Raw genomic sequence first — 26,069 nt, 5'->3', positions numbered from 1 at the left:
GGACGCGGAATCCCCTGGAGGAGGCAGCTCAGCCATGTCCCGTCCCCTACGCGTGTTTGTCGCCGCGGCGCTGCTGGTCCCGCTCGCCGCGTGTTCGTCCTCCGACGGCACCGACGCGAAGCCGCAGGCCAAGAGGCGGGGCTTCCCGTACACGGTCACCAACTGTGGCGTGAAGACGACGTACGAAGCACCGCCGAAGCGCGCCGTCACGATGAACCAGCACGTCACGGAAGTGATGCTGGAGCTGGGCCTGAAGGACCGCATCGCGGGCACGGCATACCTGGACGACAAGGTCCTGCCGAAGTACGCGAAGGCGTACGCGGACACCCCCGTCCTCGCCAAGGAATACCCCTCGTACGAGAAGCTCCTGGCCGCCGACCCCGACTTCGTCTACGGCGGCTACGCGAGCGCCTTCCAGGCGGGCGAGGGCCGCAGCCGCAAGGCACTGGCGAAGTCCGGCATCGAGAGCCGCCTCAACGTCGAGGGCTGCGCGAAGCGGGCCGTGTCGATGGACGACGTCTACCAGGAGGTCCGCGAGGTCGGCAGCACGTTCGGCGTGCGGCAGCGGGCGGACGAGTGGGTGGGCGCGGCCAAGCGCGAACTGGCCGCGACGGAAGCGAAGTCGAAGTCCAGGAAGCCGATCCCGGTCTTCGTCTACGACAGCGGCGACAAGACCGCGTTCACGGCGGGCGGCCGGGGCATCGGCAACGACATCATCGAGCGGGCCGGCGGCCGCAACGTCTTCGCCGACCTGGACAAGTCCTTCGGCGACGCGTCCTGGGAGTCGGTGGTCGACCGCAAGCCCGAGGTGATCGTGATCCTCGACTACGGCGGCACGACGGTCGCCCAGAAGAAGAAGCGCCTCCTGGACGACCCGGTCCTCGCGGACGTCCCCGCCGTCAAGCACCAGCGCTTCGCGGTCCTGCCCCTGTCGGACACGGTGGCGGGGGTGCGGGCACCGGGGGCGGTGAAGAAGCTGGCGGACCAGCTGTGAGGGGGCGGATTCAGCCCGTCCGGCGTTTGAGGACGAACTCGGCGGAGCCGGTGATGACGGCGACCAAGGCCCCCGCGCCGGAGCGGCCCGCGGCGGAGCCGCACATGTCACAGCCGGGAAGGGGCGGGGTTGGGGAAGGCCCCGCCAGGATCACACCGACCCGCGGACGGCTGCGCTACACGACAGTCATAGCGGCGCTCTGCGCAGCCCTCGCGGCGGCAGTCGTCGCGGGTCTCGCGCTGGGCTCGGTCCGCATACCCACGGCCGACGTCCTTCAGATCCTGACGGGCGGCGCGCAGCCCTCCCCGTTCCGCACCATCGTGCTGGACGTGCGACTCCCCAGGGTGCTGCTCGGCGCAGCCGTAGGCGCCGGGCTCGCCGTCATCGGCACCGTCCTGCAGGCCCTGGTGAGGAACCCGCTGGCCGATCCGTTCCTGCTCGGCGTCTCCTCCGGTGCCTCCGCGGGAGCCGTCGCCGTCATCGTCCTCGGCAGTGTCTTCGGCCTGGGCGCGGGGCTGGCCACCACCGTCACCCTTCCGGCCGCCGCCTTCGCCGGCGCGCTGCTCTCCCTGCTCGTCGTCTACACCCTGGCCAGGTCCGGCGGCGGAGGCTTCGCCACCGGCCGGCTGATCCTGGCCGGGGTGGCCATCTCGTACATCCTCTCCGCCCTGACCAGCCTGATCCTGATCATGGCCGACAGCACGGACCACCTGAAGGAGGTCCTGTACTGGACCCTCGGCGGTCTCGGCAGCGCCCGCTGGGACATGCTCGCCCTGCCCGGCGCCGCCCTGATCGTGGGCACGGCGCTGCTCGTCGCCCTGGCCCGCCCGCTCGACCTGCTCCTGGTGGGGGAGGAGGGCGCCACCGTCCTCGGCCTGGACACGGCCCGCTTCCGCGCCGCCGTCTTCGTCCTCGCCTCGCTCCTGACCGGCGTACTCGTCGCGTACAGCGGAGCCATCGGCTTCGTCGGCCTGATGGTGCCGCACGCGGCCCGGATGCTGGTCGGCGCCGCGCACCGGGCGCTCCTGCCGGTGGTGGCCCTGATGGGCGCGGTGTTCCTGGTGGCCGCCGACCTCGCCGCGCGCACGGTCGCCGCCCCGCAGGACATCCCGGTCGGCGTCCTGACGGCGCTGACCGGCGGCCCCTTCTTCCTGTGGATGCTGCGCAGGAACCGTACGGAGGCGACCGCATGAGCAGCCCGGCCGTACTCGGCACCGAGTCCCTCACCTACGTCGTGGACGGCAGAACCCTCGTCGACGACGTCACCCTGCACGCCGCCCGCGGCGAGACCATCGGCCTCGTCGGCCCCAACGGCAGCGGCAAGACCACCCTCCTGCGCTGCGTCTACGGCACCCTCACGCCCACCGGCGGCCGCGTGCTCCTGGACGGCGACGACCTCGCCGCCCGCTCGGCCAAGGACCGCGCCCGCCGCATCGCCACCGTCCCGCAGGACGGGCACACCGGCTTCGAGCTCACCGTCCGGCAGATCGTCGCCATGGGCCGCTCCCCGCACAAGCGCTTCTGGGAGGCGGACACCGCGCGGGACGACGTCCTGGTCGACGAGGCCCTGGAGCGGGTCGGCGCCGCGGATCTGGCCCACCGCGCCTTCGCCGGGCTCTCCGGCGGCGAACGCCAGCGGGCGCTGGTGGCGAGGGCCCTGGTCCAGGAGCCCGCGGTCCTCGTCCTGGACGAGCCGACCAACCACCTGGACATCCGCTACCAGCTGGAGATCCTCTCCCTGGTCCGCGACCTCGGCACGACGAATCTCCTGGCCCTGCACGACCTCAATCTGGCGGCCTACTACTGCGATCGCCTGTACGTGCTCGAGGCCGGCCGCCTGGTCGCCTCAGGCCCCCCGAAGGAGGTCCTGACCAGCGAGCTCCTCGCCGAGGTGTACGGGGTGACGGCGGAGGTCGCGGTGCATCCGGCCACCGGCGCACCCACGGTGACGTACCTGCCCTCAGCTGCCCCGAAGCTCCCGTCATCCACGTGATGGACGTAATCCGTCCACCATGCGAGATCACATTCCAGAACCCGGACCGGGAATCGATACGATGACCGCATGGTTCCCCACGACGTGAGCGACAAGATGCCGGGCATGCTGCTCGTTGCGCGTCTGCACGTCGATTTGTGCAGGCTTTCCAGCGCGATCTGTTCGCGCTGACAGCCGCCGCCGTACGGCCGTGAGCCGCGGCGCCACCTCCGCGCATCGCACCGCCTTGCGCACTCGCACTGACGCACCCGCACCACCGGGCCGCCGCGCGCCCACCCACGTGACTTCTCCCGACAGGAGCTCCCAGCCATGGCCATCGAGGTCCGCATCCCGACCATCCTCCGCACCTACACCGACGGCGCCAAGGCCGTCGAGGGCAGCGGGGACAACCTCGCCGAGCTCTTCGCCGACCTCGACTCGCGGCACGCGGGCATCGCCGAGCGCATCGTGGACGGCGACAAGCTGCGCCGCTTCGTGAACGTGTACCTGAACGACGAGGACGTCCGCTTCCTGGACGGCATCTCCACCAAACTCACGGACGGCGACAACGTCACGATCCTCCCGGCCGTGGCCGGCGGCATGGTCTGATCGCGGATGCCTCGCTACGACTCCCCGCTGGCGGCCGTGGGCAACACGCCCCTCGTCCGCCTGCCGCGCCTGTCCCCCTCCGACGACGTCCGGATCTGGGCGAAGCTGGAGGACCGGAACCCGACCGGTTCCATCAAGGACCGCCCGGCGCTGCACATGGTCGAACAGGCGGAGAAGGACGGGCGGTTGACGCCCGGCTGCACGATCCTGGAGCCGACGTCCGGCAACACCGGCATCTCGCTGGCGATGGCGGCCAAGCTCAAGGGCTACCGCATCGTCTGCGTCATGCCGGAGAACACCTCGCAGGAGCGGCGTGAGCTCCTCGCCATGTGGGGCGCGGAGATCATCCCGTCCCCGGCGGCGGGCGGCTCCAACACGGCCGTACGCGTGGCCAAGGAGCTGGCGGCCGAGCACCCGGACTGGGTGATGCTCTACCAGTACGGCAACCCGGACAACGCGGGCGCCCACTACGCGACGACCGGCCCCGAGATCCTCGCGGACCTCCCCTCCGTCACCCACTTCGTGGCGGGCCTTGGCACCACGGGCACGCTCATGGGCGTGGGCCGCTTCCTGCGCGAGCAGAAGCCGGACATCAAGATCGTCGCCGCGGAGCCCCGCTACGACGACCTCGTGTACGGCCTGCGGAACCTCGACGAGGGCTTCGTCCCCGAGCTGTACGACGCGTCCGTCCTGACCACCCGCTTCTCGGTCGGCTCGGCGGACGCGGTGACGCGCACCCGCGAGCTGCTCCAGCAGGAGGGCATCTTCGCCGGGGTCTCCACCGGGGCCGCGCTGCACGCGGCGATCGGCGTGGGCAAGAAGGCGGTGGCCGCGGGGGAGTCCGCCGACATCGTCTTCGTGGTCGCCGACGGCGGCTGGAAGTACCTGTCGACGGGCGTCTACACGGCGACGACGACCGAGGCGGCCATCGAAACGCTTCAGGGCCAGCTCTGGGCCTGAGATCGGAGACGGACCCAACGCCGGACGGGCTGGAGATCTCCAGCCCGTCCGGCGTTCTTACTGCTCAACCCGCCAGGTACCGCACCTGGTCCCACAGCGCCGGATCGACGATCCCCGCCCGCCGGCGGAACTCCCACACCGGCACGTCCCGCAGCTCGTCCGTCTCCAGGAAGCTGGGCCGCCCCCGCGCGTCCCCCACCGACCCGGGCGGCAGCGGGATCACCCCGGCCCGCTCGTCGTGGTACTTGCTGGTGATCTTCGCGACGACCGCGCTCTCGCCCCGCACGGACAGCACGAGACAGGGCCTGTCCTTCTCGCCAGGACCGTCCTCGTAGGGCACCTTCGCCCACCAGATCTCCGCCGGCTTGGGCGCGGGCAGCCTGCGGCGCGGCCCGCGAGGACGGCCCGGCGGCCGGGTCGTCCGACCCCGGGGTCCGCGGTCGCTGCGCCCCCGGCCGTCCACCACCGCGGCGACCATCGCGAGCACCACGACAGCGGCCAGCGCGAGCCACCACGACGTATCCATACCGCAGACGGTACCGGCGCGCACCCCGCCCCGCGCGCCCCCCGAACCGGTGACACCGCAGGTGAGTTCTCCCACAACGGCCCACGACGGAGGAGCGACCGGACCTTTTGCGCCTTACGCTCGACGGATCGCAGCACTCCTCGAGGAGCCTCCCCCAAGGCCCTTCGCGAGCCCCCGCAAGGCCCCCGCACAACCCCCGTTTCGCCCCCGGAGGTTTCCGCTCCATGAAGCTCACCGTCGTCGGCTGCTCGGGGTCGTTTCCGTCCGCGGACTCGGCCTGCTCGAGCTACCTCGTCGAGGCCGACGGCTTCCGGCTGCTTCTCGACATGGGCAATGGTGCCCTGGGCGAGTTGCAGCGCCATGTCGGTCTCTACGACATCGACGCGATCTTCCTCAGCCATCTGCACGCCGACCACTGCATCGACATGTGCGCCTATTTCGTGGCGCGCTACTACCGGCACGACGGCGGCCGCTGCGCCCCCATCCCGGTCTACGGACCCGAGGGCACCGAACAGCGCCTGACCACCGCGTACGCCGACACCCCATCGGCCTCCTCGATGAGCGAGGTCTTCGACTTCCACACCGTGAAGCCGGCCGCGTTCGACATCGGCCCGTTCTCGGTCCGCACGGAGAAGATGCGCCACCCGGTCGAGGCGTACGCCATCCGGGTCGAGCACGGGGGCAAGTCCCTCACGTACTCGGGAGACACCGGAGTGTGCGGCGCGCTCGACGAACTGGCCGCCGACACCGACCTGTTCCTCTGCGAAGCGGCCTTCACGCACGGCAAGGAGAACATCCCCGACCTGCACCTCAACGGCCGTGAGGCGGGTGAGTCCGCCCAGCGCGCGAGCGCCGCGCGCCTGCTCCTCACCCACATCCCGCCGTGGACGGACCCCCAGGCGAACCTGGCGGACGCACGGACGGTGTACGACGGCCCGGCCGAACTCGCCGCGCCCGGCCGCAGCTACGAGATCTAGCGGTCCGGCGATCCAGCGATCCGGCGCCTCGTGCCGCGGCCGCCGAGCGCCATCCTGTTCCAGGTGTGGCGGCGGCCGCGGATCGCGACCGAGTAGGCGTACATGACCTCCGGGTCGCACATGCCCGGCAGGTAGGAGTCCCCGAAGTGGTGGGCGTCGACGCCCACTTCCTTCGCGTTTAGGGCCAGCTGCGGCACGACGTTCGCGTGGCTGCCCTCCTGGCTGGTGCCGATCGCCCCCATCACGATCGCCCCCGCGTCCTGCACCGCGGCCACCGCGTCGGCAGCCAGCTCCTTGGTGACTCCGGGCAGCGTCCCGGGCAGCGGCATGACGACGCCGTCCGCGCCCGCGTCCACGAGCGAGGTGAGCCGGGCGGCGGTGACCCGCTCCGGGTGACCGGCGTGGTGCATCTTGCCGCTCCAGAGCGCGACGTCGTCACCGAGGCCCTGCCTCAGCTCCTCCGTGACCCGCGCCAGACCTTCGTACGAACCGCCCGTCCCCGGATTCGCCGTCAGGCAGAGCATCGCCGCGCCCATGTCGATGAGCCGTCTGGCGTACTCGGGCTTGGCGCGGCGGATCTCGGGGACGTCGCCGGGCTCCAGATTGATGCCGACGGGCCGCCCGATGAAGGCGGCGAGCTCGGAGATGGAGGCGAATGTGCCAAGGCCCGGCAGATCGAGCCGTTCGCCGTCCCAGGCCCGCTCGATCAGGTTCAGTACGACGATGTCGGCGCCGAAGGCCGCCACCAGCTCGGCGTTGTGCACACCGGGCATGCCGGGCATCGGGACGAGCGCCGCCCGGTCGGCGAAGACCTCGCCGACCATGGTGCGCCCCTCGGCCGCGGCGACCGACGCGGTCAGGGCGCGGCCGCTGAGGGCGGCGAGGTGGTCGCGGTCGAGGTCGAGGATGCGGGGGGTGGCCCGGGGGGTGGTCATGTCTACGACCGTAAGCCGCGGAGCAGGACGAAGCCCCTCGCCGTTGGTACCGATGGCGAGGGGCTTACGTCCTGAGGTCAGGCTGAGGTGAGGTGCGGCCGGGGCCTACTTCGCCTCGGCCTTCTGGAGCTCGGCGAGCTCCTCGTCGGACTCGCGGCCCGGCGTCGGAAGGTTCCACTTGGTGATCGCGAAGCGGAAGATCGCGTAGTAGACCACCGCGAAGCAGAGGCCGACGAGCACGAGCATCCAGGGCTTGGTCGCGATGCCCAGGTTGAGGAAGAAGTCGATCGCGCCGGCCGAGAAGCCGAAGCCGTCCTTCATGCCGAGCGACCAGGTGAGGGCCATGGAGACACCGGTGAGCACCGCGTGGATCGCGTACAGCACCGGGGCGATGAACATGAACGTGAACTCGATCGGCTCGGTCACGCCGGTGACGAACGCGGTGAGCGCGAGGGAGAACATCATGCCGCCGACGACCTTGCGGCGCTCGGGGCGCGCACAGTGGACGATCGCGAGGCAGGCCGCGGGGAGCGCGAACATCATGATCGGGAAGAAGCCGGTCATGAACTGTCCGGCGGACGGGTCGCCCTGGAGGAAGCGGGCGATGTCGCCGCTCTTGCCCTCGTACGAACCGGCCTGGAACCACGGGAAGGAGTTCAGCAGGTGGTGCATGCCGACCGGGATCAGCGCACGGTTGACGACACCGAAGATGCCCGCGCCGACCGCGCCCGAACCGACCAGCCACTCACCGAAGTTGTGCAGACCCGTGCCGAGGACCGGCCAGATGTAGCCGAAGATGATGCCGATGAACAGACCCGCGAAGGCGGAGAGGATCGGGACCAGGCGGCGGCCGCCGAAGAAGCCCGCCCAGTCGGGCAGCTTCGTCCGGTAGAACTTCTGGTAGAGCAGGGCCACGACTATGCCCATGACCACGCCGCCCAGGACCTTGGCGTCCACGGGCGCGTCCACCATGACGACCTTGCCGTCGACGGCGGTGGCGACCTTCGGCAGGTTCTTGTCCGTGAAGGTGCCGAGCACCTTCTGGAAGACCAGGTAGCCGGTGACGGCCGCGAGAGCGGTCGAGCCGTCCGACTTCTTGGCGAAGCCGATCGCGATGCCCACGGCGAACAGCAGCGCCATGTTGTCGATGATCGCGCTGCCGCCGGCCGCCATGAAGGTGGCGATCTTGGTGATGAACTCGGGGAAGGACTCGCGGCCCAGCATGTCGGGCTGGCCGAGGCGGATGAGCAGGGCGCCTGCGGGCAGCACGGCGACCGGCAGCATGAGGCTGCGGCCGATGCGCTGCATGACAGCCATCGCGCCTGCGCCCTTCTTCTTGTCTGCCGCGGGGGCGGCACTGGCCGTGGACACAACTTCCTCCAGTGGGCAAGGCGCCGCCTGGGGACAGGGAAGAGCGGGACGGCGGCGTCTCCGGGGGTCCGCGGCGAGAGCCGCGTGGTCTACACCAATTAGTGGTGTAGACCTGTTGTAGCACGGTGAAGGTGACGTAAGGAACCCACGAGTTCTGTGGGGTCGGCCATAACGCGAAATGAACGGCAAAAGACCCCCGGACCAGAGGTCCGAGGGCCTTCCGCATGTGACCGCGTACGGGGGCGCGGGCTCCGCCCCTGCTGGCGCTAAGCCTTCGTCTGCTCCGCGTCCAGCGCTTCCGCTTCCTCTTCCGGTTCGCGACCCGGCGTCGGCAGGTCGAACTTGCGGATCACGAAGCTGAACAGGGCGTAGTACACCACCGCGAAGACCAACCCGATCGGGATGATCAGCCAGGGTTTGGTCGCCAGGCTCCAGTTGATGACGTAGTCGATCAGGCCCGCCGAGAAGCTGAAGCCGTCCTTGACCCCCAGGCCCCAGGTGACCGCCATGGAGACACCGGTGAGGACCGCGTGGATCGCGTACAGCAGGGGCGCGATGAACAGGAACGAGTACTCGATCGGCTCGGTGATGCCGGTGACGAACGACGTCAGGCCGACCGAGAGCATCATGCCGCCGACCACCTTGCGGCGCTCGGGCCGTGCCGCGTGGGTGATCGCCAGGGCCGCCGCGGGCAGCGCGAACATCATGATCGGGAAGAAGCCCGAGGTGAACTGGCCGGCCGTCGGGTCGCCCGCGAGGAAGCGGTTGATGTCACCGTGGACGATCGTGCCGTCCGGCTTGGTGAAGTCGCCGAACTGGAACCAGACGAACGTGTTCAGGAACTGGTGCAGGCCGATCGTGAGCAGCGCGCGGTTGGCCACGCCGAAGATTCCGGAGCCCAGCCAGCCGAGGTCCACGAGCCACTTGGAGAAGCTGGTCAGGCCGTCACCGATGGGCGGCCAGATCCACACGCACAGGCCCGCGAAGACCAGGCCGACGAAGGCCATGATGATCGGCACCAGGCGGCGGCCGTTGAAGAAGCCGAGCCAGTCGACCAGCTTCACGCGGTGGTAGCGCTGCCAGAACCACGCGGCGAGCAGGCCCATCACGATGCCGCCGAAGACCCCTGGGTTCTGGTACGCGGCCTGCGCGGGTGTTCCGTCCTGCGCGATGCAGACCCCGCTCCACATGCCCGCGGCCCCGAAGGTGGTGTCCGCGGGGCAGTCGTCGGGGAAGGCGCGAAGCACCGCGTAGTAGACGAGGAACCCCGCGACCGCCGCGAGCGCCGTGGAGCCGTCCGACTTCTTGGCCATGCCGATCGCGACGCCGATGCAGAACAGCAGGGGAAGGCCGAGGGTGGAGTCCAGGAGCGAACCGCCCGCCGCAGCGAAGACCTTGGCGACGTTGTCCCAGCCGAGGCCGTCGGCGCCGAAGACGTCCGGCTGGCCCAGGCGGTTGAGGATGCCGGCGGCCGGCAGCACGGCGATGGGGAGCTGGAGGCTGCGGCCCATCTTCTGGAGGCCCTGGAAAAGCCCGTTCCACCACTTCTTCTGCGGCACCGCTGCTGCTTCGGAACTCATCGGCGTCCCCTCCGGAACAAGCCAGGTTTGGCGGTCGTTGAAAACTGGTGTAGACCAGTTGCGGAACGGGTGCGGCGCCGCCCCCACAGGGATGGCACCTTGATCGTCATCATTGGGTACGAGTGCCGTAACCGCCCGCGAAGATGCTCCAACCGTGCGCTACCGTGACAAAGCGGGCCTACGGTGTGGTGAGGCCGCGTCCTTTAAGAACAGGGAGAACACCATGGCCAGCAAGGCTGAGAAGATCGTCGCCGGGCTCGGCGGCATCGAGAACATCGAAGAGGTCGAGGGCTGCATCACCCGCCTCCGCACCGAGGTCAAGGACCCGAGCCTCGTCGACGACGCCGCACTGAAGGCCGCGGGCGCGCACGGCGTCGTCAAGATGGGCACCGCGATCCAGGTCGTCATCGGCACCGACGCCGACCCGATCGCCGCCGACATCGAAGACATGATGTGAGCAGCGGCACCGCAGCACCCGGGGCCTAGCCCCGAACCCCCAGCCATACGTACAGGCCCCGCTCCGGTCACCGGAACGGGGCCTGCGCGCGTACCGGATAGGGTCGGCGTCATGTCTCGAATCGACGGCCGCACCCCCGAACAGCTCCGCCCGATCACCATCGAGCGCGGCTGGAGCAAGCACGCCGAGGGCTCCGTCCTCATCTCCTTCGGCGACACCAAGGTCTTCTGCACCGCCTCCGTCACCGAAGGCGTCCCGCGCTGGCGCAAGGGCAGCGGCGAAGGCTGGGTCACCGCCGAGTACTCGATGCTGCCGCGCTCCACCAACACCCGCGGCGACCGCGAATCCGTCCGCGGCAAGATCGGCGGCCGTACGCACGAGATCTCCCGCCTCATCGGCCGCAGCCTGCGCGCCGTCATCGACTACAAGGCGCTCGGCGAGAACACCATCGTCCTGGACTGCGACGTCCTCCAGGCCGACGGCGGCACCCGTACGGCCGCGATCACCGGCGCGTACGTGGCGTTGGCCGACGCCGTCGCCTGGGCCCAGGGCAAGAAGCTCGTCAAGGCGGGCCGCAAGCCCCTCACCGACACCGTCTCCGCCGTCTCCGTCGGCATCGTCGGCGGCGTACCGCTCCTCGACCTGCGCTACGAGGAGGACGTGAAGGCCGACACCGACATGAACGTCGTCTGCACCGGCGACGGCCGCTTCGTCGAGGTCCAGGGCACCGCCGAGGCCGAGCCCTTCGACCGCAAGGAACTGAACGCGCTGCTCGACCTCGCGGTCGGCGGCTGCGAGGAACTCGCCGCCCTCCAGCGCCAAGCCTTGGAATCCACGGTCCAGAACGGCTGAATTACGCGGTTCATGCCGCCAGTTGGCCGGACGGCCGGTCAACCGTCGCCCACCCTGGGAGCGTTGTATCGAGTACGACGGGCGCGCGGGCCAAGCCGCGCGCCCGGCCGCTCGCCGGGGAGGGCTTCACCAAATGGCCGCGCGTCACCGTCGTCCCGCCATCGCCATCACCTTGCTCGTCGTCCCTGGAGCGCTCGGCCTCGCCGCCTGCGATCCAAAGGACGCCGTGGACTGCGTACGAGCGGCCGCCGCGGTCTCCGACAGTGCCGACGCGATACGCAAGGCCGCCCAGGAGGCGGCCCTCTACCCGGGCAACATCGACAAGACCTTCGACAACATCAAGTCCGACCTCGACGAGATCCGCGACAAGAACGACGACGAGGACGTGCGCGAGGCCGTCGACAAGATGAAGGAAGCCGTGGACAACGTCGAGGCGGCGGTCGACGGCGGTGACAGGACACCCGACCTCAGCCCCGTCCTGGACGCGGGCGGCAAGGTCACCAAAGCGTGCACCCCGTAGGAACACCGGCGTACGCGGGCCGATGGTGGAGCCCGTCCCGCCTTGACCGAGCCAAGCCGAGCCGCACAACAAGCAACCGTCAGGCCCCTTAGGGGCGTTCTAACGAGTACGGGCGCGCGGGCCAAGCCGTGCGCCCGTCCGTACCCCCTGGGGAGGGACCGAACCATGGCCGCGCGCCACCGCCGTATCGCCACCGCAGTCACCGCCGTTCTGATCGCCGTACCGGCGGGCATCGGCCTCGTCGGCTGCGACGCCGTCAACAAGGCGCTCGACTGCGTCCAGACGGCGGACGCCATCGCCGACAGCGTCACCGACCTCCAGCAGGCCGTCGAGAAGGCGGGCGACGACCCCACGCAGGCGGACGAGGCACTCGACAACATCGACAAGAACATCGACGAGATCGGCGACAAGACCGACAACGCCGACGTGAACAAGGCAGTCGACGACCTCGACAAGGCGGTCTCCAACGTCCGCGCGTCGGTCGAGAAGGGCGACGCGACGCCCGACCTCAGCCCGATCACGGACGCGGCAGGCGAACTGACGAAGGTCTGCACGCCGTAGCGCTTGGTGGCACGCGGGCCATGGTGCCCGCGGGCCGCGGCCGTCGCGGGCAGCCCGGATACTGGTCGTCATGACCCGCCTCATCCTCGCCACCCGCAACGCCGGCAAGATCACGGAACTCAAGGCGATCCTCGCCGACGCAGGCCTCACCCATGACCTCGTCGGCGCGGACGCCTACCCCGAGATCCCCGACGTCAGGGAAACCGGCGTCACCTTCGCCGAGAACGCCCTCCTCAAGGCCCACGCCCTGGCCAAGGCCACCGGCCTCCCCGCGGTCGCCGACGACTCCGGCCTCTGTGTCGACGTCCTCGGCGGCGCCCCCGGCATCTTCTCCGCCCGCTGGGCAGGCCGCCACGGCGACGACACCGCGAACCTGAACCTGCTCCTCGCCCAGCTCGGCGACATCGACGCCGACACCCACCGAGGCGCCCACTTCGCCTGCGCCGCGGCCCTGGCACTGCCGGACGGCACGGAGAGGGTGGTGGAGGGACAGCTGAGGGGCGTACTGCGCCACACCCCGGCGGGCACAGGAGGCTTCGGCTACGACCCGATCCTCCAGCCGGAGGGCGAGACGCGCACGTGCGCGGAGCTGTCCGCGGCGGAAAAGAACGCGATCAGCCACCGCGGCAAGGCGTTCCGGGCGCTGGTGCCGGTGGTACGGGAGCTGCTCGGCCGGCGCTGAGGGCCCACCGCACGACACCGCACGGCCGCACGGCACGACACAGCACAGCACGACACAGCACATACGAAGGGCGCCCGTCGTCGAGACGGGCGCCCTTCGGCAGGTCGTGCGGCCGGAGGGACTCGAACCCTCACGGGAGTTACCCCACTGGGACCTAAACCCAGCGTGACTGCCAGTTCCACCACGGCCGCGTGCGTGGCCCATCGTAATGGGCCACGCCCGCGCGGTGGACCCGGCGTCAGAAGCGTGGAGTCGGAGCCGCCGCTTCCACCATCTCCGCCGCCTCCTCCTTCGTCTCCACCGACGGGGGCGAGCCCGCCAGGGGCTGCTGGGCCGTTTCCTTCATGCAGGCCACCGCGATGACGCCCACCAGCGCCGCCGCCATCGAGTAGTACGCCGGGATCATGTCCGTCCCCGTGATGCTGATCAGGGAGGTGATGACCAAGGGGGCCGTGCCGCCGAAGAGGGACGCGGAGATGTTGTAGCCGACCGACAGGGAGCCGTAGCGGACCGAGGTCGGGAACAGGGCCGGGAGCGTCGCCGACATGGTGCCCAGGAGGCAGACCAGGGAGAGGCCAAGGAGGAGCATGCCCGCGGAGACCCCGAGCAGGCTGCCCTGCTTGATCAGGAGGAACGACGGGATGGACAGGACCAGGAAGCCGACCATGCCCGTCATCAGGAGCGGCTTGCGGCCGAAGCGGTCGGACAGCTTGCCCACCTGACTGATGATCAGCATCAGGACGATCATCGTGCCGATGAGGATCAGCAGGCCGTGCGAGTCGTCGTAGCCGAGCTCGTCCGAGAGGTACGTCGGCATGTAGGACAGGAGCATGTAGTCGGTGACGTTGTACGCGCCGACCAGGGCGATGCAGAGGATCAGCGTGGCCCAGTGGTTGCGGAAGATCTTCGCGAGGTCGCCCTTGGCCGTGGTCTCCACGGTGGACGCGCCCTCGGACGCCGAGTGGAAGGTGGCGTCCTCCATCTTCTGGAACGCGGGCGTCTCGTCGAGCCGCAGCCGCAGGTAGAGGCCGACGAGGCCGAGCGGGCCCGCGACGAGGAACGGCAGGCGCCAGCCCCACGACTCCATGGCGTCCGAGCCGAGGGCCGTGTTGAGGATCAGCACCAGGCCCGCCGCGCCCGTGTAGCCGGCCAGGGTGCCGAGCTCCAGGAAGCTGCCGAAGTAGCCGCGGCGCTTGTCGGGGGCGTACTCGGCGATGAAGGTCGACGCGCCGCCGTACTCACCGCCGGTGGAGAAGCCCTGGACCAGACGGAAGAAGATCAGCAGGACCGGGGCCCAGAAGCCGATCGTGGCGTACGACGGGATCAGGCCGATGGCGAGGGTGCCGATGGCCATCATGATCATCGTGAGCGCGAGGACCTTCTTGCGGCCGATCTTGTCGCCCATCGGCCCGAAGACCATGCCGCCGATGGGGCGCACCAGGAAGGAGACGGCGAAGGTCGCGAAGGACGAGATCAGCTGGACCGTGTCGTTCCCGGAAGGGAAGAAGACGTGGCCGATGGTGACGGCCAGGTAGCTGTAGATGCCGAAGTCGAACCATTCCATGGCATTGCCGAGGGACGCGGCTTTGACCGCCCGCTTGACCGCCGCATCGTCCGTGACCGTGATGTCCGTGCGGCGCAGCGGTGGATTCGAGCGCCGTTTGCCGGCCCGGAAGAGCCGGTGGTGGCGCTTCACCGCCTCGGTATCGGCCTCTGCCTCGTCGTGGGCCGCCATGGGTAGTCCTTCCGTTCTGCGAACAATCCTCCTGGCATCACTTGCTCGAACATGGCCGACGCAAACGAAGGCCCCCGGGAAGGGGGCCTTCGTCACAGTTGCCGGGGGAACGGCTGAACGGGGGAGGGGCGGTCAGATCCCCAGGTCCTTGATGATCTTGGCTACGTGGCCGGTCGCCTTCACGTTGTAGAAGGCGTGCTCGACCTTGCCCGCCTCGTCGACCACGATCGTGGAGCGGATGACGCCGGTCACGGTCTTGCCGTACAGCTTCTTCTCGCCGAAGGCGCCGTACGCCTCCAGGGTCTCCTTGGAGGGGTCGCCGACCAGCGTGACCTTGAGGTTCTCCTGCTCGCGGAACTTCGCGAGCTTCTCCGGCTTGTCGGGCGACACGCCGATGACGTCGTAGCCCGCGCTCGCCAGGACGTCGAGGTTGTCGGTGAAGTCGCAGGCCTGCTTGGTGCAGCCGGGGGTGAGGGCGGCCGGGTAGAAGTAGACGATGACCTTGCGGCCCTTGTGGCCGGCCAGGGAGACCTCGTTGCCGTCCGCGTCCGGCAGGGTGAAGGCCGGAGCCGTGTCGCCGGGGGTGAGTCGCTCGCTCATCTTTCGGTCTCCTCGCACAGGATGCTCGTAAAACGTGTGGTGACGGAGTCGAGCGTAATAGGGGTGCCGTGGGGTGCGGCGCGCCTGGAGCTGACAGACTGTCGGCGACACGTACAGAAGGAACAGACAGCCGGACACGACCACGGAGGCAGCGCGGTGTCGGACACGTCGGATATCAGGACCCCGGCGCAGATCGAGGCGGACATCAAGCGCCGTCGCGAGACGCTCGCCGAGACGCTCGACGAGATCGGGGTGCGGGTCCACCCGAAGACGATCGTCGGTGACGCGAAGGCCAAGGTCGTCGCCACCGTGGACAACTCCCTCGGTCGGGCGTACGTCGGTGCGAACCGCGTGGTGACCGACGTGCGGGCCCAGCTGGTGCGCGAGGACGGTGCGCCGCGCCTTGAGCGCATCGTGCCGGTGGCGCTGGTGGTCGTGGGTCTCGTGGGGCTGCTCGCGGTGGGCACGCGGCGCCGCAGGGACTGACGCGGCGGCGTACGAAGGGCCGACCCGGCATCGTCCGGGCGCGGTGTCGGCAGGTAGGTTCGGGGCGTGAGCGCCAAAAGCCAGGGACACAGCCCCCACGACGACAAGCTGCCCATCCGGATGCTGCACGACCGTGTGCTCGTGCGGCAGGACACCGCCGAGGGCGAGCGCAAGTCGGGCGGCGGCATCCTGATCCCCGCGACCGCCGCCGTCGGCAGGCGTCTGGCCTGGGCCGAGGTCGTCGCCGTCGGGCAGAACGTGCGGGCGGTGGAGCCGGGCGACCGGGTGCTGTACGACCCCGAGGACCGGGCCGAGGTGGAGGTGCGGGGCGTGGCGTACGTGCTGATGCGCGAGCGCGACCTGCACGCCGTGGCCGCCGACCGGTTCGAGGGCTCCGAGGACTCGACCGGGCTGTATCTGTAGCGATCCGTAGCGAGCTGGAGCGGCCCTCCAGCGTGCGAAGGGGCTGGTGACCATCGTCACCAGCCCCTTTTGCGCGTTCTTTGCTACCTTTTAAGGACCCCGACGAGACGCGCCGTACCGGGTTTTGGAAAAGACGACGCACCCCCATCAAGAAACGCGATCTCGCGTTCCTACGTTGTCGGAGGTGCCGTCATGGCCTGGGTTCTGTTGATCGTCGCCGGTCTGCTCGAAGTGGGCTGGTCGATCGGGATGAAGTTCACCGAGGGGTTCACCCGGCTGTGGCCGAGCGTGTTCACCGGCCTCGGGATCGTCGCGAGCATGCTGCTGCTCTCGCACGCCGCCAAGACGCTGCCCATCGGCACGGCGTACGGCGTCTGGGTCGGCATCGGTGCGGCCGGCGCGGCGGTGGTCGGAATGATGGTGCTCGGTGAGCCCGCCACCGCCGCCCGGATCTTCTTCGTCGTGCTGCTGCTGGTCGCCGTCGTGGGCCTGAAGGCGACCTCGGGGCACTAGCCCGGGGGCGCCGGTACGCCCGCTACTCGGCGCCGTCGCCCTTCCTTCTGGCCGCCGAGTTGTCCGTCAGGCCGCCCAGGGCCCCGTCGTCCTCGCCCGTGCCGCCGTCGGCGGTGGCGCCGTCGGTCTGCCCCTGGGCGGCGCCCGGATCGGCGGTGGTGCCTCCGTCGGCCGCTCCGCCGTCCACGGTGGCACCGCCGTCCGTCTGGCCCTGCGTCCGCCCCTGGTCCTGCCCCTGCGTCTGGCCCTGGTCCTGGCCCTGGGTCTGCCCCTGGTCCTGGCCCTGCGTCTGGCCCTGGTCCTGACCTTGGGTCTGGCCCTGGTCCTGGCCCTGCGTGGTGTCGTCGCCCCCGGTGGCCGCTCCGCCGGTCGCCGGGTCCTCCTCGACGCCCGACGGGTCGGGGATCACCGGCACGTCGTCGGCGCCCTCCTCCAGCTCCAGGTCGAAGTCCCGCACCGGCTCGCCCTCCAGGGCCTCCCGGGTGAACTGCGCCCAGATCTGGGCGGGGTAGGCGCCGCCGTTGATGCGGGGCTGGCCCAGCGCCCCGTACAGCGGGGTGTGTGCGCCGGTGTCGGGGTTCTGGCCCATCACGGAGACCACCGTGGCGAGTTCGGGGGTGTAGCCCGCGAACCAGGCCGCCTTGTCCTCCTCGGCGGTGCCGGTCTTGCCGGCCGCCGGGCGGCCCGCGGCCTGCGCGGCGGTGCCGGTGCCGCCGTCCACGACGCTCTGCAGGATGGACGTGGTGGTGTCGGCGGCCTCGCGGCTGACGGCCTGCGCGGTCTTCTTCTCCGGCAGTTCGATCACCTGGCCGTCCTTGGTGACCTTCTCGACCATCGTGTACGTGCCGTGCTTGCCGTGGTTGGCGAGCGTCGCGTACGCCTCCGTCATGTCCAGGACGGAGGCCGTGGACGGGCCGAGCGCGATGGAGGGGGAGGCGGTCAGGTCGGGGGTGCTCTCCGGGACGCCGAGGGCGACCGCGGTGTCCTTGACCTTGTCCGAGCCGACGTCGACGGCCATCTGCGCGTAGACGGAGTTGACGGACTTGTCGGTGGCGGTGCGGACGGTGATGTTGCCGTAGTCGACGTCGTCCTCGTTCTCGGGGGCGTACGTCCCGCCGTCCCAGCCCTGCACCGGGCGCTTGTTGGTGCCGTCGTAGATCGTGTTCGGGGTGATCGCGCGGCCGTCCTGGGTGACCGAGCCGTTCTCCACGGCCGAGGTGAAGACGAACGGCTTGAAGGTGGAGCCCACTTGGTAGTCGCGGCGCGTGGCGTTGTTGACGTACTGCTTGGTGTAGTCGATGCCGCCGTACATCGCGACGACCTTGCCGGTGGCCGGGTCGATCGAGGCGCCGCCCGCGCGCACGTTGCGGTCGACCTTGCGGGCCTTCTTGTCGATCTGGGACATCACCTGGTCGTCGACGGCCTTCTTGAAGGCGTCCTGGCGGCCCTTCTGGAGGGTGGTGGTGATGCGGTAGCCGCCCTTGGCCAGGGTGTCCTCCTCGACGATGTCGTTGGACGTCAGATAGTCCTCGACGGCCTGCACGAGGTAGCCGCGCTGCCCGGAGAGGCCGGAGGCGCCCTTGGCCTCCTTCGGCGCGGGGAACTTGGTCTTCGCCCGCTCGGCGGCGCTGAGCCAGCCCTCCTTGACCATGCCGTCCAGGACGTAGTTCCAGCGGCCCACGGCGCGCGGCTTGTTCTCCGGGTGCGTCGCCACGTCGTACGCGTTCGGGGAGTTGAGCAGCGTCGCCAGATAGGCGCCCTGCGCGGTGTTCAGCTTCTTGACGTCCTTGCCGAAGTAGGCCTGGGCCGCGGCCTGCACGCCGTACGCGTTGCGCCCGAAGTAGCTGGTGTTCAGATACCCGGCGAGGATGTCGTCCTTGCTCACCTCGCGGTCCAGCTTGATGGAGATGAAGAACTCCTTGGCCTTGCGGGTGACCGTCTGCTCCTGGCCCAGGTAGTAGTTCTTCACGAACTGCTGGGTGATCGTCGAACCGGACTGCTTGCCCTTGCCGGTGACGGTGTTCCAGGCGGCGCGGATCATCGCCTTGGGGTCGACCGCGGACTCGCTGTAGAAGTCCCGGTCCTCGGCCGCGAGCGCGGCGTGCTGGACCTCCTTGGGGATCTGGCTCAGCGGTACGTTCTCGCGGTTGACCTCGCCGTCGCGGGCCAGTTGGCTGCCGTCGGCGTAGAGGTAGACGTTGCTCTGGGCGATGGCGCCCGCGTTGGCCGGCGGGATGTCGACGATCATGTAGCCCGCGACGAAGCCGCCGACGCAGAGCAGGATCAGCAGGATGAACCCGCCGAGCACCATGCGCCAGGTGGGGAAGATCCGCCGCCAGCCCTTGCGCTTGGGGCGCTTCTTCTTGCCCTTCTTGCCGTCGGTGGCGTCCGCGGCCGCCGCACCCGCGGGGCTGTCGGCCGCGCCGCCCGTCCCTGCGGTGCCCGCGGTGTTCGCGGTGCCCGCGGGAGTGTCCGCGGGGCTGTCGGCCGGGGGGTCCACGGGTTCGCGGGGCGCCCAGCCCTTGGGTTCTTCGGCGCCCGGCTGCTGCGGCTCGTCGCTGCTCATGTCTCGTGGAACTCCCGGTTCGCGTCGTACGTCACGTACGCCTCGTACGACCCATTGCACACTGTCGCTTCCTGCGTTCCCTACCAGGCACGCGCCGCGCGCCGAAAATGCCTGGCACGAGCGGTGACGACGCCACTAGGCTCCGTCTCTTTGGCCCGGACCGGGCAAGGCTCTCGTTAAAGGGGATGCGTGTGCGTACAGGACGGTTCCGCTTGTACGCGGCCGTCGCCCGAGGAGGCTTCCGGCGGTACGCGACCTATCGGACGGCCACCCTGGCGGGGGTGTTCACCAACACCGTCTTCGGGCTGATCCTCGCGTACACCTACATCGCGCTCTGGGACGAGCGTCCGGGGCTCGGCGGCTACGACCAGTCGCAGGCCCTGACGTTCGTCTGGCTGGGGCAGGCGCTGCTCACGGTGATGGCGCTGATGGGCGGCGGCTTCGAGGGCGAGCTGATCGAGCGGATCCGCACCGGGGACATCGCCGTCGACCTCTACCGGCCCGCCGACCTGCAGGCCTGGTGGCTGGCGACCGACCTGGGCCGGGCTCTGTTCCAGCTGCTGGGGCGCGGTGTCGTGCCGATGGTGGTGGGCGCCCTCGTCTTCGATCTGGCCCTGCCCACCGAACCGCTGCGCTGGCTGGCGTTCCTGCTCGCCGTGTTCCTCGGCGCCCTGGTCAGCTTCGCGCTGCGCTTCCTGGTGGCGCTCTCCGCGTTCTGGCTGATGGACGGCGCGGGCACCACGCAGGTGGCGATGCTCGCGGGCACCTTCTTCTCGGGAATGCTGCTCCCGCTGAACGTCTTCCCCGGCGCCCTGGGCGAGATCGCCCGCGCCCTGCCCTGGTCGGCGCTGCTCCAGGTGCCCGCCGACGTGTTCCTCGGCAAGCACACGGGCGCGGACCTGCTGGGGACGTACGCCTTCCAGATCGGCTGGGCCGCGGCGCTGCTCACGGCCGGACGGCTGCTCCAGGCCGTGGCCACGCGACGGGTGGTGGTCCAGGGTGGGTGACATCAAGCGGGCGCGAGAGCGCCTGACGCACGTGCGGGACGGGCTCCGTGCCTACCGGCTGATCTCCGCCATGTGGATTCGCTCCCTGATGGCCTACCGCCTGTCCTTCGTGATGACCGCGTTCGGCAACTTCGCGGTGACCGCCTTCGACTTCGCGGCGATCCTGCTGATGTTCTCCCAGGTGGACCGGCTCGGCGGCTACTCGCTCTCCGAGATCGCCTTCCTCTACGGCGCCACCTGCACCTCGTTCGGGATCGCCGACCTCGCCCTGGGGTCCATGGACCGGCTCGGCAAGCGGGTGCGCGACGGCACGCTCGACACGCTCCTGGTGCGGCCCGCCCCGGTGATCGCGCAGGTCGCCGCCGACCGCTTCGGGCTGCACCGGATCGGGCGCCTGCTACAAGGCGCCCTGGTCCTCGTGTACGCGCTCGTGGTCCTGGACATCGGCTGGACCCCGCTGAAGGCCCTGATGGTCCCGCTGATGCTGCTGTGCGGCGCGGGCATCTTCGCGGCCGTGTTCGTGGCGGGCGCGGCCTTCCAGTTCGTGGCGCAGGACGCGGCCGAGGTGCAGAACGCCTTCACGTACGGCGGCACCACGCTGCTCCAGTTCCCGCCGACCGTCTTCGCCAAGGACCTGGTGCGCGGCGCCACCTTCATCCTGCCGCTGGCCTTCGTGAACTGGATTCCGGCGCTGTACGTCCTTGGCCGGCCCTATCCGCTGGACCTGCCGACGTGGGTGGCGTTCACGCCGCCGCTGGTGGCCGCCGTCCTTCTCGCACTCGCGGGCCTCGCCTGGCGCACAGGTCTTCGTTCGTACCGCAGCACAGGGAGCTGAACTGCCGTGGAAACAGACCTCATTGAGCTGGAGGGCGTCGAGAAGGTCTTCGACGTACGCAAAAAGACCGGCTTCCTGCGGCGCGAGAAGCACGAGGTGCGTGCCGTCGACGGCATCACCTTCAGCGTGCCGCGCGGCGAGATGGTCGGCTACATCGGGCCGAACGGCGCGGGCAAGTCGACGACGATCAAGATGCTGACGGGCATCCTGACGCCCAGCGGCGGCCGGCTGCGCGTGGCGGGCATCGACCCCTCCCGCGAGCGCACCCGCCTGGCGCGGCGCATCGGCGTGGTCTTCGGGCAGCGCACCACCCTGTGGTGGGACCTGCCGCTGATCGACTCCTACCGCCTGATGCACCGCATGTACCGCATCCCCGACGCCCGCTTCAAGGAGAACCTCGACCGATGTGTCGAACTCCTCGAACTGGGCGCCCTGTTGGACGTCCCCGTGCGTCAGCTCTCGCTCGGCCAGCGGATGCGCGGTGACATCGCGGCGGCGCTGCTCCACGACCCCGAGGTGCTCTACCTGGACGAGCCGACGATCGGCCTCGACGTGATCAGCAAGGCCAAAGTGCGGGAGTTCCTGCGGGACTTGAACGCGCAGGCGGGTACGACGGTCCTGCTCACCACGCACGACCTGACCGACATCGAGCAGCTCTGCAAGCGGGTGATGGTCATCGACCACGGCCGCCTGATGTACGACGGCGCGCTCGCCGGGCTGCACGAGGTGGGCGAGAGCGAGCGGACCCTGGTCGTGGACCTGGAACGCGAACTTCCGCCCATCGAGGTGGAGTCGGCTCGGGTGGTGAAGGTGGAGGGCCCGCGCCAGTGGCTCGCCTTCCCCGCCGCGGAGTCGGCAGCTCCACTTGTCGCCCTGGTCGCGGCCCGGTATCCGATGGTCGACCTCTCGGTCAGGGAGCCCGACATCGAGGCGGTCATCGCCAAGATGTACGCGGAGAAAGCGACCTCGTAGGCTGCTTCTCATGACCGAAGAGCAGCCTCATCTCCCGGACCTCCGGGCCGCCGACGCCGACCGCGAACGCGTCGCCGAACGACTCCGTGACGCCGTGGCCGAGGGCCGCCTGGACATGGAGGAGTTCGAGGAGCGTCTGGACGCGACGTACAAGGCACGTACGTACGGCGAGCTGGAGCCGATCACCCGGGACCTGCCGGAGGCGGGCGCCAAGATCTCGATGGTGAAGCCGGGATCGGCCAGGGAGGGCGAGATCGACTGGCCCTCCCGCATGGGCGGCGAGCCCACCTCCACGGGGGGCTTCGCGTTCTGGAGCGGGTTCATGCGCAAGGGCGGCTGGACGGTCGGCTCTCGGTTCACCGCGTTCGCGATGTGGGGCGGCGGCGAGATCGACCTGCGCGAGGCGCGGTTCGCCGAGCGCGACGTGGAGATCCGCTGCTTCACGATCATGGGCGGCCTGCAGGTCACCGTGCCGCCGGAGCTGGACGTCCAGGTCAAGGGCTTCGGCATCATGGGCGGCTTCGAGGACAAGGCCTCGGGAGAGGGCACCCCGGGCTCCCCGCGCGTGGTGGTCACGGGCTTCGCCCTGATGGGCGGCGTCGGCGTGGACCGCAAGCTGCCGCGGGCGGAGCGCCTGCGGATCAAGGAGGAGCGCCGCCGCGAGAAGCTGGAGCGGCGCGAGGAGCGGCGTGCGGCGCAGCTGGAGCGCGGGGGCCGCGGGGATCGGGGAGAGGGGCACCGGCGGCGGCACGGGGAGCACCACCGCAGGTCCGACTCCTCGCATCCGGCGCCGGGGGACTACGGCGCCGGAAGCGGTGAATAGCGCCGTCGGGGAAACGGCGGAGACTACAGCTCGGCGGCCGCGGTGCCCCGCAGGTGCGTCAGGTTGAACGTCTCCGCCATCTTGCGGTAGCCCAGGTCGCTGGGGTGCAGGTGATCGCCCGAGTCGTACTGGCCGCGCAGCTTGCGGGGGTCGTAGGGATCGCGCAGCGCCCGGTCGAAGTCGACGAACTCGTCGAAGACCTTGCCGTCGCGGATCTGCTCGTTCACCGACTGGCGCACGTTCTCCAGACCCGGCTCGTACCCCCGGTGGCCGCCGAACGGCATCAGGGTCGCGCCGACGACCCGCAGGCCGCGTGCGTGCGCCTGGCGCGTCAGCTCCCGCAGGCCCTCGACGATGCGGTCGGGGTCGTTCTGGTGCGGGTTGCGCAGGATGTCGTTGACGCCGAGCGCGATCACGACGGCCTTGATGCCCGTGCGGTCGAGCACGTCACGGTCGAAGCGGGAGAGGCCGCTGGGGTTGTCCGCGGGCGTTCCGTTGCCGTCCGAGAGGACGCGGTTGCCGCTGATCCCCTCGTTCACGACGCCATAGCGCGGGCCGCCCGACTCGTCGCGGAGGCGGTCGGCGAGGGAGTCGGTCCAGCGGGCGTTGGCGCCCATGGTGGAGGAGATGCCGTCGGTGAGCGAGTCACCGAAGACGACGACGGTGCCGTCCGACTCGTTGCTCAGGACGTCCACGGCCGAGAGGTAGCGCCAGGAGGTGCTCTGCTGGGTGTACGCGGCGCCGTTCGGGTCCTCCGTGCGGTCGCCCTCGGCCACGTAGCTGACCTGGCGGGCGTGCGGGTGGAAGGTGACCGGGCCCGAAGGGGTCGGCGAGAACGTCGAGACCAGGAGGTCCGCGTCGTGCGGCACGCGCAGCCGCACCGCGTCGCTCATCACCTGCTGGCCCGCGGGGATCACCACGGACGTGTTGCCGTTGAAGTTCAGGCGGCGCAGGGTGCCCGGTGCCGCGGCCGGGTTGTTCGACCCGACGGCCACGGCGATCGAGGCGTGGGTGATGCTCAGCGGCTGCTGTCCGTACAGGTTCGACAGCGTGATGCGGGCGCTGTCGCCGCCGACGCTGGTGTGCACGACATTGCGGATGGAGCGGCCCGCGAAGCCGTTGCGGTGCGTGTTTGGTTCGGCGGCCGCGGGGGATGCGGCCCAGGAGCCCACCCACGTTCCGGCGGAGGCCGGTGCCGCGGAGTTGTGGGGGCTGCGTGACCCCGCACTGATGGTGTCCTGAGATCCGTCGTCGGTGCGTGTGACACCGAGGTATATGGCGGCGGAAATCACCACTATCACCGCGAGGACCGCGGCAAGCAGGGCATAACCGTGACGCTTGGTCATGCGGGCTGTGTCTCCTCGAGCAGGGGGAGCCTGATCGAGGCTCCGATGTGATCACCCCATGATGCGTCATGGGCCGTGAGGCGGCCGACACTGCCCCCCTCCGTCCCATCAGACGCCGGGAACTTGTCGTCCGTTCCAGGAGTCGGTCAGTAAGGGGTGCAGAGAGACGGGGACAATACGGATGAGGACGCCGCTAACCACGCGAACGGGCCAGGTGGAGTGAGTGGAACGTACGAATCGATCAATTCCGGAGGACGCGGCTCAAGCGGGTGCTGCCGGGCAGCATGCCCGTGCGCCCCGCCCTCCAAGCGGCGCCCCGTCCGGCCCCGGCCCCGGTGGCCCCGCTCCGGGCGGCGGCTTCACGTACAGCCCCGCCGACGAGGAGAAACGGCGCGGCGTCCGCCGGATGAAGATCACGGCGACGGGCCTCCTCGTCTTCGTCGCGGTCGTGTACGTACTGGCCAAGTGGGCCCAGAACTCCGGCGCCGGTGCCTGGGCGGGCTATGTCGCGGCGGCGGCCGAGGCCGGCATGGTCGGCGCGCTCGCCGACTGGTTCGCGGTGACGGCGATCTTCCGCCACCCCCTTGGCCTGCCCATCCCGCACACGGCAATCATCCCGAACAAGAAGGATCAACTGGGCGCCTCCCTCGGCGACTTCGTGGGTGAGAACTTTCTCTCATCCGATGTCGTACGAGGCAGACTGCGCGCGGTGGGCATCGGAAGCCGCCTGGGCACCTGGCTGGCGGACCCCGAACACGCCGACCGGGTGACGGCCGAACTGGCGACGGCGCTGCGCGGCGCCTTGACGGTGCTGCGCGACTCGGACGTCCAGGCGGTCGTCGGCGAGGCCATCACGCGCCGCGCGGACGCCCAGGAGATCGCGCCGGGCATCGGCAAGATGCTGGAGAAGATCGTCGCGGACGGCGGCCACAAGCGGGTCGTCGACCTGGTCTGCGTACGCGCCCACGACTGGCTGGTGGAGCACGACGAGTCGGTCATGGACGCGGTGCAGGGCGGCGCCCCCGGCTGGACGCCCAGGTTCGTCGACAAGAAGGTCGGCGAGCGCGTCTACAAGGAACTGCTCCGCTTCCTCACCGAGATGCGGGACATGCCCCAGCACCCCGCTCGCGGCGCCGTCGACCGCTTCCTCGCCGACTTCGCCGTCGACCTCCAGTCCGACTCGGACACCCGCGAGCGCGTCGAGCGCCTCAAGCGGGAGGTCCTCGGCCGCGGCGAGGTGCAGGACCTGATCGCGTCGGCCTGGTCGGCGGTGCGCCAGATGATCGTGGCCGCAGCCGAGGACGAGCGCAGCGAGCTGCGCCTGCGGGTGCGGGCCGCGCTGCTGTCGCTGGGCGCGCGGATGGCCACGGACGGACGGCTTCAGCAGAAGGTGGACGGCTGGGTCGAGGGCGCCGCGGTGTACGTGGTGACGACGTACCGCGACGAGATCACGTCTCTGATCACGGACACGGTCGCGGGCTGGGACGCCGAGCACACGTCGAAGAAGATCGAGGCGCACATCGGCCGCGACCTCCAGTTCATCCGGATCAACGGCACGGTGGTGGGGGCGTTGGCGGGCCTCGCGATCTATACGGTGTCGCGGCTGCTGGGGGCGTAGGCCGGTCGGGCGGACCACCCGCGGCTCCGGCGCGCGTGAGGGCGCCTTTGCTGGGCACTCTGGAGGAGCTCTCCCGACGCCGGGAGAGCCGTCGTCCGGGCCGCGGGAGCCTGGGGCCGCCGCGGGAGCCGCCCAGGGAGCCTGGGGCC

Annotated in this window: 28 protein-coding genes, 1 tRNA gene and 1 riboswitch; of the genes, 20 read left to right on the top strand and 9 right to left on the bottom strand. The window is 70.1% G+C overall.

Annotation, left to right across the window (positions count from 1 at the left end):
• Window positions 1-34: 34 nt before the first annotated feature.
• From ACZ6ZP_RS06155 to ACZ6ZP_RS06130, 6 genes are all read left to right on the top strand, one after another.
• Window positions 35-994, top strand: coding sequence for an ABC transporter substrate-binding protein (locus ACZ6ZP_RS06155; RefSeq protein ID WP_469405677.1), 960 nt, complete (start codon window positions 35-37; stop codon window positions 992-994).
• A gap of 104 nt (window positions 995-1,098) precedes the next feature.
• Window positions 1,099-2,187, top strand: a complete 1,089-nt coding sequence (locus tag ACZ6ZP_RS06150; protein ID WP_469405817.1) for a FecCD family ABC transporter permease — start codon at window positions 1,099-1,101, stop codon at window positions 2,185-2,187.
• Window positions 2,184-2,987, top strand: coding sequence for an ABC transporter ATP-binding protein (locus tag ACZ6ZP_RS06145; protein ID WP_351164784.1), 804 nt, complete (start codon window positions 2,184-2,186; stop codon window positions 2,985-2,987). Before ACZ6ZP_RS06150 ends, ACZ6ZP_RS06145 begins: the two co-directional genes overlap by 4 nt.
• 69 nt (window positions 2,988-3,056) lie before the next feature.
• Window positions 3,057-3,158 carry a putative leader peptide gene (locus tag ACZ6ZP_RS06140; RefSeq protein WP_336605789.1) on the top strand — a complete coding sequence of 34 codons (102 nt, stop codon included), beginning with the start codon at window positions 3,057-3,059 and terminating at the stop codon, window positions 3,156-3,158.
• A gap of 138 nt (window positions 3,159-3,296) precedes the next feature.
• Window positions 3,297-3,575 (top strand): MoaD/ThiS family protein, encoded by a 279-nt coding sequence (locus ACZ6ZP_RS06135; protein ID WP_351164782.1) that lies wholly within the window; start codon window positions 3,297-3,299, stop codon window positions 3,573-3,575.
• A 6-nt stretch (window positions 3,576-3,581) separates the two neighbouring features.
• Window positions 3,582-4,535, top strand: coding sequence for a PLP-dependent cysteine synthase family protein (locus tag ACZ6ZP_RS06130; RefSeq protein WP_351164780.1), 954 nt, complete (start codon window positions 3,582-3,584; stop codon window positions 4,533-4,535).
• A 64-nt stretch (window positions 4,536-4,599) separates the two neighbouring features.
• Here ACZ6ZP_RS06130 and ACZ6ZP_RS06125 read toward each other — a convergent pair whose 3' ends face one another.
• Window positions 4,600-5,061 carry a type II toxin-antitoxin system PemK/MazF family toxin gene (locus tag ACZ6ZP_RS06125; protein WP_366463790.1) on the bottom strand — a complete coding sequence of 154 codons (462 nt, stop codon included), beginning with the start codon at window positions 5,059-5,061 and terminating at the stop codon, window positions 4,600-4,602.
• Between the two features lie 224 nt (window positions 5,062-5,285).
• Here ACZ6ZP_RS06125 and ACZ6ZP_RS06120 point away from each other — a divergent pair, with 224 nt between their 5' ends.
• Entirely contained in the window at window positions 5,286-6,038 is a 753-nt protein-coding gene (locus tag ACZ6ZP_RS06120; RefSeq protein ID WP_351164778.1) for an MBL fold metallo-hydrolase, read from the top strand.
• On the opposite strand, the gene ACZ6ZP_RS06115 is transcribed toward ACZ6ZP_RS06120, so the two are convergent.
• From ACZ6ZP_RS06115 to ACZ6ZP_RS06105, 3 genes are all read right to left on the bottom strand, one after another.
• Window positions 6,035-6,973 carry a DUF7916 family protein gene (locus tag ACZ6ZP_RS06115; RefSeq protein WP_366463791.1) on the bottom strand — a complete coding sequence of 313 codons (939 nt, stop codon included), beginning with the start codon at window positions 6,971-6,973 and terminating at the stop codon, window positions 6,035-6,037. The genes ACZ6ZP_RS06120 and ACZ6ZP_RS06115 overlap by 4 nt on opposite strands.
• Before the next feature lie 105 nt (window positions 6,974-7,078).
• Window positions 7,079-8,344 carry a PTS transporter subunit EIIC gene (locus ACZ6ZP_RS06110; protein WP_351164774.1) on the bottom strand — a complete coding sequence of 422 codons (1,266 nt, stop codon included), beginning with the start codon at window positions 8,342-8,344 and terminating at the stop codon, window positions 7,079-7,081.
• Between the two features lie 266 nt (window positions 8,345-8,610).
• Window positions 8,611-9,924, bottom strand: a complete 1,314-nt coding sequence (locus tag ACZ6ZP_RS06105) for a PTS transporter subunit EIIC (RefSeq protein WP_351164773.1) — start codon at window positions 9,922-9,924, stop codon at window positions 8,611-8,613.
• Between the two features lie 223 nt (window positions 9,925-10,147).
• Between ACZ6ZP_RS06105 and ACZ6ZP_RS06100 the strand changes: the two genes are divergently transcribed.
• The 5 genes from ACZ6ZP_RS06100 to rdgB all read left to right on the top strand — a co-directional run bounded on the left by ACZ6ZP_RS06100 (window position 10,148) and on the right by rdgB (window position 12,996).
• The gene (locus ACZ6ZP_RS06100; RefSeq protein WP_351164772.1) at window positions 10,148-10,381 is read left to right on the top strand and encodes a PTS sugar transporter subunit IIB; all 234 of its coding nucleotides are present in this window, start codon (window positions 10,148-10,150) and stop codon (window positions 10,379-10,381) included.
• A gap of 111 nt (window positions 10,382-10,492) precedes the next feature.
• Window positions 10,493-11,233 (top strand): ribonuclease PH, encoded by a 741-nt coding sequence (rph, locus tag ACZ6ZP_RS06095; protein ID WP_351164771.1) that lies wholly within the window; start codon window positions 10,493-10,495, stop codon window positions 11,231-11,233.
• A 133-nt stretch (window positions 11,234-11,366) separates the two neighbouring features.
• A complete protein-coding gene (locus ACZ6ZP_RS06090; protein WP_361470785.1) occupies window positions 11,367-11,753 on the top strand; it encodes a hypothetical protein in 387 nt (128 codons plus the stop codon).
• Window positions 11,754-11,918: 165 nt separating this feature from the next.
• Window positions 11,919-12,314 (top strand): hypothetical protein, encoded by a 396-nt coding sequence (locus ACZ6ZP_RS06085; RefSeq protein ID WP_351164768.1) that lies wholly within the window; start codon window positions 11,919-11,921, stop codon window positions 12,312-12,314.
• Between the two features lie 70 nt (window positions 12,315-12,384).
• A complete protein-coding gene (gene rdgB, locus ACZ6ZP_RS06080; protein WP_351164766.1) occupies window positions 12,385-12,996 on the top strand; it encodes an RdgB/HAM1 family non-canonical purine NTP pyrophosphatase in 612 nt (203 codons plus the stop codon).
• A 107-nt stretch (window positions 12,997-13,103) separates the two neighbouring features.
• Here rdgB and ACZ6ZP_RS06075 read toward each other — a convergent pair.
• The 3 genes from ACZ6ZP_RS06075 to bcp all read right to left on the bottom strand — a co-directional run bounded on the left by ACZ6ZP_RS06075 (window position 13,104) and on the right by bcp (window position 15,331).
• A tRNA-Leu gene (locus ACZ6ZP_RS06075) sits at window positions 13,104-13,187 on the bottom strand.
• 47 nt (window positions 13,188-13,234) lie between these two features.
• Entirely contained in the window at window positions 13,235-14,731 is a 1,497-nt protein-coding gene (proP, locus tag ACZ6ZP_RS06070; RefSeq protein WP_351164765.1) for a glycine betaine/L-proline transporter ProP, read from the bottom strand.
• Window positions 14,732-14,863: 132 nt separating this feature from the next.
• The gene (gene bcp, locus ACZ6ZP_RS06065; RefSeq protein ID WP_469405675.1) at window positions 14,864-15,331 is read right to left on the bottom strand and encodes a thioredoxin-dependent thiol peroxidase; all 468 of its coding nucleotides are present in this window, start codon (window positions 15,329-15,331) and stop codon (window positions 14,864-14,866) included.
• 156 nt (window positions 15,332-15,487) lie between these two features.
• Here bcp and ACZ6ZP_RS06060 point away from each other — a divergent pair, with 156 nt between their 5' ends.
• The 3 genes from ACZ6ZP_RS06060 to ACZ6ZP_RS06050 all read left to right on the top strand — a co-directional run bounded on the left by ACZ6ZP_RS06060 (window position 15,488) and on the right by ACZ6ZP_RS06050 (window position 16,753).
• Window positions 15,488-15,817 carry a DUF3618 domain-containing protein gene (locus tag ACZ6ZP_RS06060; protein ID WP_351164762.1) on the top strand — a complete coding sequence of 110 codons (330 nt, stop codon included), beginning with the start codon at window positions 15,488-15,490 and terminating at the stop codon, window positions 15,815-15,817.
• A 66-nt stretch (window positions 15,818-15,883) separates the two neighbouring features.
• Window positions 15,884-16,240: a co-chaperone GroES gene (locus tag ACZ6ZP_RS06055; protein ID WP_160505256.1), complete on the top strand. Its 357-nt coding sequence runs from the start codon at window positions 15,884-15,886 to the stop codon at window positions 16,238-16,240.
• 73 nt (window positions 16,241-16,313) lie between these two features.
• A riboswitch (guanidine-III (ykkC-III) riboswitch) is annotated at window positions 16,314-16,383 on the top strand.
• A 49-nt stretch (window positions 16,384-16,432) separates the two neighbouring features.
• Window positions 16,433-16,753 carry a DMT family transporter gene (locus ACZ6ZP_RS06050; RefSeq protein WP_249589693.1) on the top strand — a complete coding sequence of 107 codons (321 nt, stop codon included), beginning with the start codon at window positions 16,433-16,435 and terminating at the stop codon, window positions 16,751-16,753.
• A 22-nt stretch (window positions 16,754-16,775) separates the two neighbouring features.
• Here ACZ6ZP_RS06050 and ACZ6ZP_RS06045 read toward each other — a convergent pair whose 3' ends face one another.
• The gene (locus ACZ6ZP_RS06045; RefSeq protein WP_469405673.1) at window positions 16,776-19,319 is read right to left on the bottom strand and encodes a transglycosylase domain-containing protein; all 2,544 of its coding nucleotides are present in this window, start codon (window positions 19,317-19,319) and stop codon (window positions 16,776-16,778) included.
• 185 nt (window positions 19,320-19,504) lie between these two features.
• Between ACZ6ZP_RS06045 and ACZ6ZP_RS06040 the strand changes: the two genes are divergently transcribed.
• From ACZ6ZP_RS06040 to ACZ6ZP_RS06025, 4 genes are read left to right on the top strand one after another with little or no spacing between them, the layout of a single operon-like run.
• Window positions 19,505-20,326, top strand: coding sequence for an ABC transporter permease (locus ACZ6ZP_RS06040; RefSeq protein WP_351164761.1), 822 nt, complete (start codon window positions 19,505-19,507; stop codon window positions 20,324-20,326).
• Window positions 20,319-21,161, top strand: a complete 843-nt coding sequence (locus tag ACZ6ZP_RS06035; RefSeq protein ID WP_469405671.1) for an ABC transporter permease — start codon at window positions 20,319-20,321, stop codon at window positions 21,159-21,161. The genes ACZ6ZP_RS06040 and ACZ6ZP_RS06035 overlap by 8 nt, the downstream gene beginning before the upstream one ends.
• 6 nt (window positions 21,162-21,167) lie before the next feature.
• A complete protein-coding gene (locus ACZ6ZP_RS06030; protein ID WP_366463795.1) occupies window positions 21,168-22,133 on the top strand; it encodes an ABC transporter ATP-binding protein in 966 nt (321 codons plus the stop codon).
• A 10-nt stretch (window positions 22,134-22,143) separates the two neighbouring features.
• Window positions 22,144-22,956 (top strand): DUF1707 SHOCT-like domain-containing protein, encoded by an 813-nt coding sequence (locus ACZ6ZP_RS06025; RefSeq protein WP_351164757.1) that lies wholly within the window; start codon window positions 22,144-22,146, stop codon window positions 22,954-22,956.
• Window positions 22,957-22,979: 23 nt separating this feature from the next.
• Here ACZ6ZP_RS06025 and ACZ6ZP_RS06020 read toward each other — a convergent pair whose 3' ends face one another.
• A complete protein-coding gene (locus ACZ6ZP_RS06020) occupies window positions 22,980-24,302 on the bottom strand; it encodes an SGNH/GDSL hydrolase family protein (protein ID WP_351164756.1) in 1,323 nt (440 codons plus the stop codon).
• Between the two features lie 406 nt (window positions 24,303-24,708).
• Between ACZ6ZP_RS06020 and ACZ6ZP_RS06015 the strand changes: the two genes are divergently transcribed.
• Complete coding sequence (locus ACZ6ZP_RS06015) at window positions 24,709-25,920, top strand: DUF445 domain-containing protein (RefSeq protein ID WP_469405668.1); 1,212 nt, start codon at window positions 24,709-24,711, stop codon at window positions 25,918-25,920.
• Window positions 25,921-26,069: the final 149 nt, after the last annotated feature.

Source organism: Streptomyces sp. NPDC054047 (assembly GCF_055585065.1).
Note: the sequence above shows the minus strand (reverse complement) of the source record. Positions and strands in the feature narration are given on the sequence as shown.